Consider the following 11,427-nt stretch of genomic DNA (forward strand, 5'->3'; position numbering starts at 1 on the left):
GCCGACTGGCCCGCGCAACTGGCGCGGCTGACCGGCTGGGAGCTGCACAACGAGGGCGTCAACGGCGACACCGCCGAAGGCGCGCTGGCGCGGCTGGAGCCGCTGCTCGCGGCGCAGCGCTTCGACGCGGTGCTGGTCGGCATCGGCGGCAACGACATGCTGCGCGGCGTGCCGGCGCAGTCCACGCGGACGGCCATCGCCAAGCTGCTGCGCCAGGCCAAGGCCCACACGCCGCACGTGGCGCTGATCGCCACGCCGGCGCCCGACGCGATGCGCGCCGCCGTCGGCGTCCTCGCGGATGCGCCCTTCTACGCCGAGCTGGCCCGCGAGGCGCAGGTGCAGTTGCTGGCCGGCGTGTACGCGGGCGTGCTGTCGGACGCCGCGCTGCGCTCCGATCGCATCCACGCCAACGCCCAGGGCTACGCCCGCATCGCGGAAAAGATCGCCGCGCAGCTGCGCGAGGCCGGCTGGCGGTGAGCGGCGACGAGATGCCGCCACCACCGGCAGCCGGCGATCTGGCCGGGGCCCGGGCGCGTTTCGCGGCCTGGCAGGCACGGGCCGCGGCGGCCGGCGTCGCCCTGCGCCCGCCACCGCCCGAGCCCGACACCTGCTGCGGCCGCGGCTGCAACGGCTGCGTGTGGGAGGGCTTCTACGCCGCCGCGGCGTGGTGGTGCGAGGACGCGCAAGCCGCCCTCGCGCGCTGACGTCAGCCGCGCTTCAGGTGCCGGGACTGGTCGTAGCTGGGCTGCGGCCCCAGCCCCGTGAGGTGCGCGGTGTCGGCCCAGTCGAGGATCTCCACCGCCTCGGGCCGCGCCGGATCGGCGATGCGCACGCGGTTGACGCCCGCGTTGGGGATCTCGCTGCGGCGCGGGCCGTCCAGGCCCAGGCTGCGCGCGGTGCGCCAGACCATGTCCAGCACGCCGCCGTGCGTCACGACCAGCACCACCCGGCCGGCGTGCTGTTCGGCGATGCCGCCCAGCGCCGCCATCACCCGCGCATGGAATTCGCGGGTGGACTCGCCGCCCGGCAGCGCGCGGTCGGCCTGGAAGGCCAGCCAGTCCTCCCAGGCGCGCGGGTGGCGCGCCTGGATCTCCTCGGCGCGCAGCCCCTCGCCGACGCCGAAGCTCTGCTCGCGCAGCTCGATGGTCGTGCGCACCGGCAGGCCCAGCTGCTGCGCCGCCGGCGCGGCGGTCTGCTGGGTGCGCAGCAGGTCGCTGCAGGCGATGTGGTGGACGGTCTCGCCGGCCAGGCGCAGGCCGAGCCGGCGGGCCTGCTCGTGGCCGGTGTCGTTGAGGGGAACGTCGATGTGGCCCTGGAAGCGCAGCTCGCGGTTCCAGTCGGTCTCGCCGTGGCGGATGAGGATGAGGTCGGTGGGCATGGAACGGCCTGCATTGTCCACCGCCCGCGGCGTCATGGCTGGCGCTGCAGCGCCTCCAGCCGCGCCAGCGGCAGCTGCGTCACGGCCTCGCGCACGCGCTCGATGCCCAGGTGGTCGCCCCGGCCCTCGACGAGGATGCCGTTGCGCAGGATGACGGCGTACTCCGACCGGTGGCCGTCGGTGGCGTAGTCCTCGCGCACGGTGCGCCCATCCTGCGGATAGACCTTCTCCACCTTGCCGTCGGTCTGGCGGTCCAGCGTGGTGCCGCCCCACGTGGCCGCCGACATGAGCGAGGCCAGCCCGCCCGTGTCGCTGATCAGCAGCTCGATGCGCTCGTCGCCGGCCCGGTAGCGGGCCCGAGCCTGCGAGTGACCGACGCCGGCCACCGCCTGCGAGCGCGCCTCGATCGATTCGCGCGCTAGGGGGCCGAGCGATTCGGGCAGCATCGCCCGAAGCTGCTGCGGGTCGATGGGCGGCCGCGCGGCGCCCGCGGCCGCCTGCTGCGCCGACTGCTCCATCCGGCTGGCGGCCTCCGCCATGCGGCGGGCCGCCTCCTCCATCTGCGCGCCGTCGATGCGCAGCTCGCCGCCCGGGGTCCGGATGGTCACCGCCGCATTCCCGTCCGCGCCCGCCACGCGCAGCGCCGGCGGCGCCAGCAGCGAGAGCACCGCGCCCACCACCAGCCACGCCGCCACGCTGCACACGGCCAGCACCGCCGTGTAGCCGGCCGCCTTGTCCGGCGGGCATCCCATCAGCACCGGCGCGCCCAGCCAGAACAGGTAGAGCGAATACAGCGCTGCCAGCGCGCCCAGCAGCGACAGCGCCGGGAGGATGTTGAACACGCCGGCGACGAAGGCCGCCGTGCTCGCATAGCCCACCAGCTTGAGCGCCTGCCAGCGGCTGCGCCGGCCGCCGAAGGTGGGCGCCAGCGCATCGGCCAGCAGCGCCAGGCCGAACACCGCCGCCAGCGCCAGCACGTAGCCCGCCACCGCCGACATCAGGCCGGTCGCCCAGGGCACGCGGTAGTGCACGCCGAAGGCGCCCACGCCCACCAGCGACAGGCCGACGAAGCCGGCCAGCGCCGGCAGCGCGGCCAGCACGGCGAGGTAGCGGCGGTAGAGGCCAGCGGCATCGCCGGCCTCGGTGTCGATGACGGGCCAGGTGCTGCGCGGACGCAGCAGGATGTCCTGGACTCGCTGGACGATGGCGTTCACGGAGGCGCTCCCTTTTCCTGTGCAGGTGGACCTGGGCAGGCAGTGTAGGAGCACGCCCGCGCGGGCCGATGCCAGAATGCGCCGATGCCTTCCCCCCGTCTCGTCTTCCTTCCCGGCCTGGCCTGCGATGCGCGGCTGTGGGAGGCGCAACTGCCCGCCGTGCCGCCCGCGCTGCGGCCGATGGTGTCCGACGCGCACATGCGCCATGCCTCGCTGCCCGCCATGGCGGCCGCGATGCTGGCGGAGACCGAGGGGCCGCTGGTGCTGTGCGGCGCCTCCATGGGCGGCATGGTCGCGATGGAGGCGGCGCGCCAGGCGCCCGGGCGCATCGCCGGGCTCGCGCTGCTGGGCACCAACGCCGCGCCGGAGACGCCCGAGACCTACCAGTTGCGCGCCGACGCCATCGAGCTGTTCGAGCGCGGCGACGTGCGCGACGTGATCGAGCCGAACATCGTGTTCGCCTTCCACCCGGCGCAGGCGGCCCGGCCGGAGCTGACGGGCCGCTACCTGGAGATGATCCTGGACGCCGGCGCCGGGCAGCTGATCCGCCAGAACCGCGCCCTGATGGAGCGGCCCGACGCCCGCGTCCACCTGGGCCGGCTGCGCTGCCCGGTGCTGGTGCTGTGCGGCGACACCGACCGGCTCACGCCGCCGGCCGCCTCGCGCGAGATCGCGACGCTGCTGCCGCAGGCCGAACTGCACTGGCTGCGCGACTGCGGCCACATGCTGACCATGGAACGGCCGGCCGAGGTGAACGCGCTGCTGGGCGAGTGGCTGCGGCGCGTGGCGCCGGCCTGAGGCTCAGGGCGGATCGATCCGCTGCTGCGGCCCCTGGACCGGGCTGCCCAGCCGGCGTAGCGCCGCCATGCCGGCCACGAGTGCCGACGAATAGCTGTCGAAGCTGTCCTCGGCGTCGGCCAGCCGGACGTAGGTGGGAAAGGGGCCGATGTCGCCCGATCCCTCCATCAGCCGCCAGATGAAGCGGCCGCCCGGCGCCTCGCGCACCGTCAGCGCAATGTCGCGCAAGCCCATCGATTTCTCCCTGACTGTTTTTTCTTGGATGGGCGGGAGTTGTAACGGCGCTGCCGCGCCGGCACAAGGAAACAAGTCACGCGCGGCGCACGCGGCCCGCGGCGGGGCGTGTCTTCGTCTTCTCAGCGCGCGCCGCCGGCCACCGGCCGCACGGCGATGCCCTCGGCATCGAGGCGCTGGCGGATGCGCCGCGCGAAGGCCAGCGCGTGCGCGCCGTCGCCGTGCAGGCACACGCTCTGCGCGTTGACGGGCACGCTGCTGCCGTCGATGGCGGTGACGCGGCGGTCGCGCACCAGCGACAGCGTCTGCGCCAGGGCCTCTTCCTCGTCCTCGATCAGCGCGCCGGGCCGGCCGCGCGGCACCAGGCTGCCGTCGGGCATGTAGCCGCGGTCGGCGAAGACCTCCTCCACCGGCGTCAGGCCCGCCTGGCGCGCCGCCTCGATCATGCCGCTGCCGGCCAGGCCGAAGAAGCGCAGCGAGGGGTCGAACAGCCGCACCGCCTCGCACAGGGCCGCCGCGAGCTCGGGCTCCTTCACCGCTTGGTTGTAGAGCATGCCGTGCGGCTTGACGTGCGCCAGCCGGCCGCCCTCGGCGCGCACGATCGCGTCGAGCGCGCCGATCTGGTAGAGCATGTTGGCGACGATCTCCTCCGGCGGCAGCTGCATCGCGCTGCGGCCGAAGTTCTCGCGGTCCGGAAAGCTCGGGTGCGCGCCCACCGCCACGCCGTTGGCCAGCGCCCAGCGCACGCACTGGCGCATGGTCTTCGCGTCGCCGGCATGCCAGCCGCAGGCGATGTTGGCGGAGCTGACCAGTTGCAGCAGCGCCTCGTCGTTGCCGGCGCCTTCGCCGAGGTCGGCATTCAGATCGACTTGCATGGTGGATGGCCTCGCGTGGGTGCGGCCCAGTCTACGCCGCCGCCGGCCAGCCCATCGCCGCCAGGCCCCGCTGCACCGATGCGAGGTAGCGCTTCTGCGCGGCCCAGGCGGCCAGGGCGGCGGCGGCGTCCACCTCCTGCAGCCGCAGCTTCGCACCCAGCGGCGCCTGCGCCAGCTTCCACAGGTCGGCGCGGATGACGACCGCGATGCGCGGGTAGCCGCCGGTGGTCTGCGCATCGCCCATCAGGATGATCGGCTGGCCCGAGGGCGGCACCTGCACCGTGCCGGGGATGACGGCTGAGGACAGCATGTCGCCCTCGCGCTGGCGCGTCAGCGCCGGGCCCTCGAGCCGGCTGCCCATGCGGTTGCTCTGCGGCGTGATGCGCCACGCCGCGGTGTGGAAGCGGCGGCGCTCGGCCTCGCTGAAGTGCCCGCACTCGGGGCCGGGCGTGGTGCGCAGGGTGATGCATTCGGGCGCGGCCTCGCCTTCGCACAGGTCCTCGTCCCAGGCGGGGCCGTGGATGCCGAAGGGGCGCTGGCCGCGCTGCCCGTCGTCCAGGCGGCTCGCGCCCAGCGGCAGCACGTCGCCCTTCTTCAGCGGGCGGCCCTCCAGCCCGCCGAAGCCGGCCTTCAGGTCGGTGCTGCGCGAGCCGAGCACCGGCGCCACGTCGATGCCGCCGGCGACCGCCAGCCAGGTGCGCAGGCCCGCCTTGTGCGGCGAGGCGTTGGCGCCGCCCAGGCGCAGGTGCTGCCCGGCGCGCACCGGCACGCTCCACAGCGGCCACAGCGGCCGGCCGTCCAGCCGCGCGCCGAAGTCGTCGCCGGCCAGCGCGATGCGTGTGTCGGCGTCGAAGCGCAGCTCGCAGTTGCCCAGGGTGAGTTCGAGGCCGGCGGCGCCGTCCTCGTTGCCCGCCAGCCGGTTGGCGAGCGCCAGGCCCAGCGCATCGAGCGCACCGCCGGGGCAGATGCCCAGCTCGCGCCGGCCGAAGCGCCCCAGGTCCTGCACCGAGGCGAGCATGCCGGGGCGCAGCACCGTGATCGTCACAGCGCGACGCTCCGCGCGACGAAGCGCACCCGGTCGCCCGGGCGCAGCAGCGTGGGCGGCTCGGCCGCAGGGTCGAACAGTTCGAGCGGCGTGCGGCCGATGAGCTGCCAGCCGCCCGGCGAGACCAGCGGGTAGATGCCGGTCTGCGCGCCGCCGATGCCCACCGAACGCGCCGGCACCGCGGTGCGCGGCTCGCTGCGGCGCGGCGTGGCCAGCTCCGGCGCCAGCCCGCCCATGAAGGCGAAGCCGGGCAGGAAGCCCAGCAGGTACACCACGTAGGCGCCCGCTGCGTGGCGGCGCACCACCTCGTCGGGCGGCAGGCCGGTGTGGCGCGCCACGTCGTGCAGGTCGGGGCCGTGCTCGCCGCCGTAGTCGACGGGGATCTCGACGGTGCGCGCGGCGCCCTCGTCCTCGGCGGCCAGTTCGGGCCACAGCGAAAGCACGCGCAGCTCCAGCTCGCCGGCGTCGAGCTGCTCCGGGTCGTAGAGCAGGGTCAGGTTGTTCATGCCGGGCAGCGTCTCCTGCACCTCGGGCCAGCGCCGCGCCGCGCGCGCCAGGGCCCAGATGCGGCGCTGCGCGTCGAGCGTGGCCGGCGGCGGCAGCTCGGCCAGCAGCGCGGCCTCGCCCAGCGGATGCAGCCGCAGGTGCGGCGCGGACGCAGCCACGGCGCGGGCCACCTACTCCCGGCCCTGGCTGCGCACCTTGTCGGCCAGCCGCTCCTGCACGTGCGGCGAGACGAACTTGTCCACCTCGCCGCCGAGCATCGCGATCTCGCGCACGAAGGTGCTGGAGATGAACTGGTACTTGTCGCTGGGGGTGAGGAAGACGGTCTCCACCTCGGGCATGAGCGAGCGGTTCATGCCGGCGAGCTGGAACTCGTAGTCGAAGTCGGTGACGGCGCGCAGGCCGCGCACCATGGCCTTGCCGCCGCGCGCGACGACGAAGTCGCGCAGCAGGCCCGAGAAGCTCTCCACCGTGACGCGGTCCCCGAAGGGCTCCACCACGTTGCGCGCCATCTCGATGCGCTCGGCGAGCGAGAACAGCGCCTTCTTGTGGTGGCCCGCCGCCACCGCGACGATCACGTGCGAGAACAGCTGGGTGGCGCGCCGCACCACGTCCTCGTGGCCCAGGGTCATGGGGTCGAAAGTGCCGGGATAGACCGCGATCACTTGGGATGTCATGGGGTTCCTCCTGCGGGCTGGGTCCGGCGCATTATGTACGCCGTGCGAGGGAGCCCCTGCTCAGCCGCCCTCGGCCGCATGCAGCAGGTGGGCATGCACGGCCCCGGCCCGCAGGTGCCGCAGCGGCACGAGGCCCAGGGGCGCGAGTTCGGCGGCGGTCCACTCGCGGGCCGCCTCCAGGTAGACCACGCCGCCCGGCCGCAGCGCGCGCGCCGCCGCGGCGAGGCAGCGCGCGTACAGCGCCGCCTGGTCGAAGGGCGGGTCGAGGAAGACCACGTCCCAGTGGCCGGGCGCCGACGCTTCCAGCCGCGCCGCGCCGTCGCCGCGCTCGATGCGCACGGCCTCGGCATGGAGCTTCTCGCGCACCGCCTTCATCTGCGCGACCAGCGCCGCGTCCTGCTCGCACAGCAGCACCTCGGCCGCGCCGCGCGAGGCGGCCTCGAAGCCCAGCGCGCCGGTGCCGGCGAACACGTCCAGGCAGCGCCAGCCGGGCAGCGCGCCGCCGCCCGCGCCGGCCAGGCTGGCGAGCCAGTTGAACAGCGTCTCGCGCACGCGGTCGGGCGTGGGCCGCAGGCCGGGGCGGTCGGCCACCGCGAGGCGGGTGCGCTTCCACTGGCCGCCGATGATGCGCAGCTCGTGCGCCCGGGCGGCGCGCGGCGCGGGTTTGTGGGGTTGGCCCTTCATCCGGGCGAGCTTAGCGGCCCTCGCGCGGGCCTTCAGGGCCGTGGCCCGCTTCCGATTCGATCGCCCGCTGCACCTCGAGCAGGCGCGGGCCGACCTCCTCGAGGAACTTCTGCGCAGGCAGCATGTAGGCCGGCCCGCCGACGCTGACGCCGTAGAGCTCGCCCCGCGGGCCGCGCAGGCTGAACCCCAGCGCATGGATGTCCGGATGCCACTCGCCGAAGGACACGCTGAAGCCTCGCTCCCGGTGCTCCGCCATCGCCTCGTCGAGCCGGGCGCGCGTGCGCGCATCGACGCCGGCCGCGCGCAGGTCCTCGCGCAGGGCGTCGCGCTGCGGCGGCGGCAGCGCCGCCATGTAGGCCCGGCCCATCGCCGAGGTGGCGATGGCCATGCGCAGCCCCACGTCCATGCGCGAGAGGATCAGCGCCGTGCGCGGGTGCACGGTGTCGATGACCAGCATGTCCGGGCCGTCGCGCACGCCGAGGTGGACGTTTCCGCCGGCCGCCTCCGCCAGCTCGGCCAGGTGCCAGCGGGCCTGCTGGCGGAAGTCGAAGCCCCGCAGGTAGGCGTTGCCCAGGTGCAGCGCGGCGGGGCCCAGGGTGAAGCGCTCGTCGGGCGACAGGCGCAGCAGCCCGGCGGACTGCAGCGTCGAGGTCAGGCGCGAGACGGTCGCCTTGGGGATGCCGGAGCGTTCGGCCAGTTCCCGGTTGGAAAGCGGCGCCTCGGCGTCCGCCACCGCGCGCAGCAGCGCCAGCCCGCGCGCCAGCGCGCTCACCTCGTCCCTGGCCTCGACTCCCATGTTTTCCCCATGTTTTCAAAACATCGTTTCATTTTATGGACACTTCGTCTATGATTTTTTGAAACCACGTTCCATTTAATCCGCAAAACAGGAGACACCTTGAACTGGATCAAGCTCGGCGCGGGCCTGCTGGCCGCCGCCCTTTCCCTCGGCGCGGCCGCGCAGGACTTTCCCAAGGCGCCCGTGAAGATCGTCATCCCCTTCCCGCCCGGCGGCCCGACCGACACCGTGGGCCGGCTGCTGGCCGTGAAGCTGCAGGAGAGCTGGGGCCAGCCGGTGGTGATCGACTACAAGCCCGGCGCCGGCACCGTGATCGGCGCCGACTTCGTCGCCAAGTCGGCGCCCGACGGCCTGACCTTCGGCATGGTGAACTCCTCGCTGGCGGTCAACCCGACGCTGCGCAAGCGCCTGCCCTACGACACCACCCGCGACCTGGCCGGCATCACGCAGCTGTTCAACATGCAGCTGGCCATCGTCGCCCGGCCGGATGCGCCCTTCGACAACTTGAAGCAGCTGATCGCCTACGCCCGCAGCCACCCCGGCAAGCTGAACTACGGCACGCCGGGCGCCGGCAGCACGACCCACCTGGGCGCGGAACTGCTCAAGCGCGAGGCGGGCTTCGAGATGCAGCACGTCGCCATGAAGGGCAGCGCGCCGGCCCACACCGAACTCATGGGCGGGCGGCTCGACCTCGTGGTCGACCCCTTCCTCTCCGTGCTGCCCTACGTGCAGGCCGGCAAGATGAAGCTGATCGCGACCATGGGCGCCCGGCGCGTGAGCGGCCACGACTACCCGACGGTCGCCGAGGTGCTGCCCGGCTTCGACGTCGGTGCACTGCTCGGCTTCGTCGCGCCCGCGGGCACGCCCAAGCCGGTGCTGCAGAAGATCTACGCCGACACCCGCAAGGCGCTCGCCAGCCCCGAGATGAAGCAGCGCGCGCAGGAGTACGGGCTGGAGATCGTGGGCAGCAAGCCCGAGGAGTTCGACGCCTTCATCGCCAGCGAAATGAAGCGCTGGGGCAAGGTGGTCGTCGATGCCCACATCGAAATCGAGTGAGAGTGACCGCGCCATGACCCTGCAACTGAAACCCCTGCATCCCGTCTTCGTCGCCGAGGCCTCCGGCGTCGACCTCACGCAGCCGCTCTCGGACGGCGACGTGCGCGCCATCAACCGGGCCATGAACGAGCACGCCGTGCTGGTCTGGCGCGGGCAGCCGCTGACGGCGCAGCAGCAGCTCGACTTCGCCCGCGCCTTCGGCCCGCTGGACATCGGGCTCAAGCGCGTGTTCAAGCGGCCCGAGCGGCTGGGGGACGAGCGCCTGATCGACATCTCCAACGTGGACGCGCAGGGCAACGTGGCGAAGCGCGACTCGCCGAAGAACCTGTCCAACTTCGCCAACCAGCTATGGCATTCGGACAGCTCCTTCATGGATCCGCGGGCCGCCTATTCGATGCTGCACTGCGTGATCAAGCCGAGCTGGGGCGGCGACACCGAGTTCGCCGACCTGCGCGATGCCTACGATACGCTCGACGCGCGCACCAAGGCGGAGATCCAGGACCTGAAGGCGGAGCACTTCGCACTGCACACCCGCATCCTGCTGGGCGACGACGCCTACACCGACGACCAGAAGAAGGAGATCCCGCCCGCCGTCTGGCCGATCGCGGACACGCATCCCGGCTCGGGCCGCAAGGTGCTGTTCGTGGGCGTGCACGCGCGGCAGATCATCGGCTGGCCCACCGCCGAGAGCCGCATGTACCTGCAGGACCTGCTGGAGCACGCGACGCAGCGCGAGCGGGTCTACCGGCACGCGTGGCAGGTCGGCGACCTGGTCATGTGGGACAACCGCAGCACCCTGCACCGCGGCCGCCGCTACGACATCGCCGAGCGCCGCGAACTGCGCCGCACCACCGTCAACGACACGCCCGAGGCGATGCTCCGCGCGGCCTGAGCCGCGGCGCTCAGCCCGCCGCGCGCCAGGCCAGGCCCGCGGCCAGCGCCAGCATCACGGCGCCGATGCCCATGTCCAGCCGCTGCCAGGCGCGCGGCCGGGCGAAGGCCGGCGCCAGCGCGCGGGCGCCGAAGCCCAGCAGCGCGAACCACAGCGTGCTGGCCAGCGCCGCCCCGGCCACGAAGGCCGCGCGCGCCGGCGCCGCATGCTGGGCGCCGACGCTGCCGGCCAGCAGCACGGTGTCGAGGTAGACGTGCGGATTGAGCAGCGTGAAGGCCGCCGCCTGCGCCAGCACCGCGCCGCGCGAGGCCAGGGCAGGCGCGCCGCCGGCCGCCTGCAGCGATGCCCCGGCGATGCGGCTGCGGCGCAGCGCGCGCAGGCCGTACGCGGCCAGGAACACCGCGCCGGCCCCGGCCAGCGCCCGCGCCAGCAGCGGCCGCTCGCCCAGCGCCCCGGCCATGCCGGCGACGCCCGCCGCCACCAGCAGCGCATCCATCAGCGCGCAGAAGGCCACCACCGCGCCGACATGCTCGCGCCGCAGCCCCTGGCGCAGCACGAAGGCGTTCTGCGCGCCGATGGCGACGATCAGGCCCAGGCTCAGCAGCAGGCCCTGGGCGAAGGCGAAGGCGGAAGACGAGGCGGCCGGCATGCGCCGAGCTTGCCCGCCCCGCGCCGTTCAGACAAACTGAATCTGCTTCATCCGATTCAGTTTTTCTTTATCCGCATGCTCGACTACGCCGCCCTCTCCGCCCTGCACGCCGTGGTGCGCGAGGGCAGCTTCGAGCGCGCCGCGCGGGCGCTGAACGTCACGCCCTCGGCCGTCTCGCAGCGCGTGCGGCTGCTGGAGGAGCGCGTCGGCTGCGCCCTGGTGCGGCGCGGCCCGCCCTGCACCGCCACCGACGCAGGCCAGCGCCTGTGCCGCCACGTGGACGAGGTGCGCCTGCTGGAGCACGAGCTGGGCGGCGCGCTGCCCGCGCTGCCGGCGGCCCGCGGCGGCCCGGCCGCGCCGCCCGCGCGCGTGCGGCTGCCGGTGGCCGTCAACGCCGACAGCCTGGCGACCTGGTTCCTGCCGGCGGTGGCGCGCTTCGCGGCCGGCGCGCCGGTGCTGCTGGACCTGGCGGTGGACGACCAGGACCACACCGCCGAGCGCCTGCGCAGCGGCACGGTGCTGGCCGCGGTGACGGCGCTGGCGCAGCCGGCGCCCGGCTGCAGCGTGCGCGCGCTGGGCGCGATGCGCTACGTGGCCGTCGCCAGCCCGGCGGTGGCGGCGCGGC

Annotated in this window: 16 protein-coding genes; 6 read left to right on the forward strand and 10 right to left on the reverse strand. The window is 74.1% G+C overall.

Annotated elements, in window-relative coordinates; genetic code table 11:
* Together ACIY1X_RS01860 and ACIY1X_RS01865 are read left to right on the forward strand one after the other, a co-directional pair.
* Positions 1-477: GDSL-type esterase/lipase family protein (locus tag ACIY1X_RS01860; RefSeq protein WP_399677563.1), on the forward strand; the 477-nt coding region annotated here is incomplete at its 5' end.
* 11 nt (positions 478-488) lie between these two features.
* A complete protein-coding gene (locus ACIY1X_RS01865) occupies positions 489-704 on the forward strand; it encodes an oxidoreductase-like domain-containing protein (RefSeq protein ID WP_399677586.1) in 216 nt (71 codons plus the stop codon).
* 2 nt (positions 705-706) lie between these two features.
* Here the strand turns inward: ACIY1X_RS01865 and ACIY1X_RS01870 are convergent, their stop codons facing one another.
* Positions 707-1,378 carry a histidine phosphatase family protein gene (locus ACIY1X_RS01870; RefSeq protein WP_399677564.1) on the reverse strand — a complete coding sequence of 224 codons (672 nt, stop codon included), beginning with the start codon at positions 1,376-1,378 and terminating at the stop codon, positions 707-709.
* Between the two features lie 32 nt (positions 1,379-1,410).
* Positions 1,411-2,592, reverse strand: a complete 1,182-nt coding sequence (locus ACIY1X_RS01875; RefSeq protein WP_399677565.1) for a Yip1 family protein — start codon at positions 2,590-2,592, stop codon at positions 1,411-1,413.
* An 84-nt stretch (positions 2,593-2,676) separates the two neighbouring features.
* Between ACIY1X_RS01875 and ACIY1X_RS01880 the strand changes: the two genes are divergently transcribed.
* Positions 2,677-3,390: an alpha/beta fold hydrolase gene (locus ACIY1X_RS01880; RefSeq protein ID WP_399677566.1), complete on the forward strand. Its 714-nt coding sequence runs from the start codon at positions 2,677-2,679 to the stop codon at positions 3,388-3,390.
* 3 nt (positions 3,391-3,393) lie between these two features.
* Here ACIY1X_RS01880 and ACIY1X_RS01885 read toward each other — a convergent pair whose 3' ends face one another.
* The 7 genes from ACIY1X_RS01885 to ACIY1X_RS01915 form a co-directional block, all read right to left on the reverse strand.
* Entirely contained in the window at positions 3,394-3,624 is a 231-nt protein-coding gene (locus ACIY1X_RS01885; protein ID WP_399677568.1) for a hypothetical protein, read from the reverse strand.
* A gap of 122 nt (positions 3,625-3,746) precedes the next feature.
* On the reverse strand, positions 3,747-4,499 hold the full coding sequence (gene pxpA / locus ACIY1X_RS01890; RefSeq protein WP_399677570.1) for a 5-oxoprolinase subunit PxpA: 753 nt from the start codon (positions 4,497-4,499) through the stop codon (positions 3,747-3,749).
* Between the two features lie 31 nt (positions 4,500-4,530).
* Complete coding sequence (locus ACIY1X_RS01895) at positions 4,531-5,544, reverse strand: biotin-dependent carboxyltransferase family protein (protein WP_399677572.1); 1,014 nt, start codon at positions 5,542-5,544, stop codon at positions 4,531-4,533.
* Positions 5,541-6,209 carry a 5-oxoprolinase subunit PxpB gene (pxpB, locus tag ACIY1X_RS01900; protein WP_051953319.1) on the reverse strand — a complete coding sequence of 223 codons (669 nt, stop codon included), beginning with the start codon at positions 6,207-6,209 and terminating at the stop codon, positions 5,541-5,543. Before pxpB ends, ACIY1X_RS01895 begins: the two co-directional genes overlap by 4 nt.
* A gap of 12 nt (positions 6,210-6,221) precedes the next feature.
* Positions 6,222-6,725, reverse strand: a complete 504-nt coding sequence (gene coaD, locus ACIY1X_RS01905) for a pantetheine-phosphate adenylyltransferase (RefSeq protein ID WP_038206910.1) — start codon at positions 6,723-6,725, stop codon at positions 6,222-6,224.
* 60 nt (positions 6,726-6,785) lie between these two features.
* Positions 6,786-7,409, reverse strand: coding sequence for a 16S rRNA (guanine(966)-N(2))-methyltransferase RsmD (rsmD, locus tag ACIY1X_RS01910; protein ID WP_399677575.1), 624 nt, complete (start codon positions 7,407-7,409; stop codon positions 6,786-6,788).
* Between the two features lie 10 nt (positions 7,410-7,419).
* Entirely contained in the window at positions 7,420-8,205 is a 786-nt protein-coding gene (locus ACIY1X_RS01915; RefSeq protein ID WP_399677576.1) for an IclR family transcriptional regulator, read from the reverse strand.
* A gap of 99 nt (positions 8,206-8,304) precedes the next feature.
* Between ACIY1X_RS01915 and ACIY1X_RS01920 the strand changes: the two genes are divergently transcribed.
* Both ACIY1X_RS01920 and ACIY1X_RS01925 read left to right on the forward strand, forming a co-directional pair.
* Positions 8,305-9,261: a tripartite tricarboxylate transporter substrate binding protein gene (locus tag ACIY1X_RS01920; RefSeq protein ID WP_399677578.1), complete on the forward strand. Its 957-nt coding sequence runs from the start codon at positions 8,305-8,307 to the stop codon at positions 9,259-9,261.
* Positions 9,262-9,274: 13 nt separating this feature from the next.
* Complete coding sequence (locus tag ACIY1X_RS01925; RefSeq protein WP_399677580.1) at positions 9,275-10,153, forward strand: TauD/TfdA dioxygenase family protein; 879 nt, start codon at positions 9,275-9,277, stop codon at positions 10,151-10,153.
* 10 nt (positions 10,154-10,163) lie between these two features.
* Here the strand turns inward: ACIY1X_RS01925 and ACIY1X_RS01930 are convergent, their stop codons facing one another.
* Positions 10,164-10,802 carry a LysE/ArgO family amino acid transporter gene (locus ACIY1X_RS01930; RefSeq protein ID WP_399677581.1) on the reverse strand — a complete coding sequence of 213 codons (639 nt, stop codon included), beginning with the start codon at positions 10,800-10,802 and terminating at the stop codon, positions 10,164-10,166.
* A gap of 75 nt (positions 10,803-10,877) precedes the next feature.
* Between ACIY1X_RS01930 and ACIY1X_RS01935 the strand changes: the two genes are divergently transcribed.
* Positions 10,878-11,427, forward strand: a 550-nt coding sequence (locus ACIY1X_RS01935) for an ArgP/LysG family DNA-binding transcriptional regulator (RefSeq protein WP_399677582.1), incomplete at its 3' end; no start/stop codon positions are given.

This window comes from Xenophilus sp. (genome assembly GCF_044462705.1).
GTDB classification, from domain to species: domain Bacteria; phylum Pseudomonadota; class Gammaproteobacteria; order Burkholderiales; family Burkholderiaceae_C; genus Xenophilus; species Xenophilus azovorans.

Excerpts from the sequence above, each read along its gene's own strand:
- rsmD (WP_399677575.1), bottom strand. The coding sequence starts at position 7,409 with ATGAAGGGCCAACCCCACAAACCCGCGCCGCGCGCCGCCCGGGCGCAC.
- coaD (WP_038206910.1), bottom strand. The coding sequence starts at position 6,725 with ATGACATCCCAAGTGATCGCGGTCTATCCCGGCACTTTCGACCCCATG.
- ACIY1X_RS01925 (WP_399677580.1), top strand. The coding sequence starts at position 9,275 with ATGACCCTGCAACTGAAACCCCTGCATCCCGTCTTCGTCGCCGAGGCC.
- ACIY1X_RS01915 (WP_399677576.1), bottom strand. The coding sequence starts at position 8,205 with ATGGGAGTCGAGGCCAGGGACGAGGTGAGCGCGCTGGCGCGCGGGCTG.
- pxpA (WP_399677570.1), bottom strand. The coding sequence starts at position 4,499 with ATGCAAGTCGATCTGAATGCCGACCTCGGCGAAGGCGCCGGCAACGAC.
- ACIY1X_RS01880 (WP_399677566.1), top strand. The coding sequence starts at position 2,677 with ATGCCTTCCCCCCGTCTCGTCTTCCTTCCCGGCCTGGCCTGCGATGCG.
- ACIY1X_RS01885 (WP_399677568.1), bottom strand. The coding sequence starts at position 3,624 with ATGGGCTTGCGCGACATTGCGCTGACGGTGCGCGAGGCGCCGGGCGGC.
- ACIY1X_RS01930 (WP_399677581.1), bottom strand. The coding sequence starts at position 10,802 with ATGCCGGCCGCCTCGTCTTCCGCCTTCGCCTTCGCCCAGGGCCTGCTG.
- ACIY1X_RS01865 (WP_399677586.1), top strand. The coding sequence starts at position 489 with ATGCCGCCACCACCGGCAGCCGGCGATCTGGCCGGGGCCCGGGCGCGT.
- ACIY1X_RS01870 (WP_399677564.1), bottom strand. The coding sequence starts at position 1,378 with ATGCCCACCGACCTCATCCTCATCCGCCACGGCGAGACCGACTGGAAC.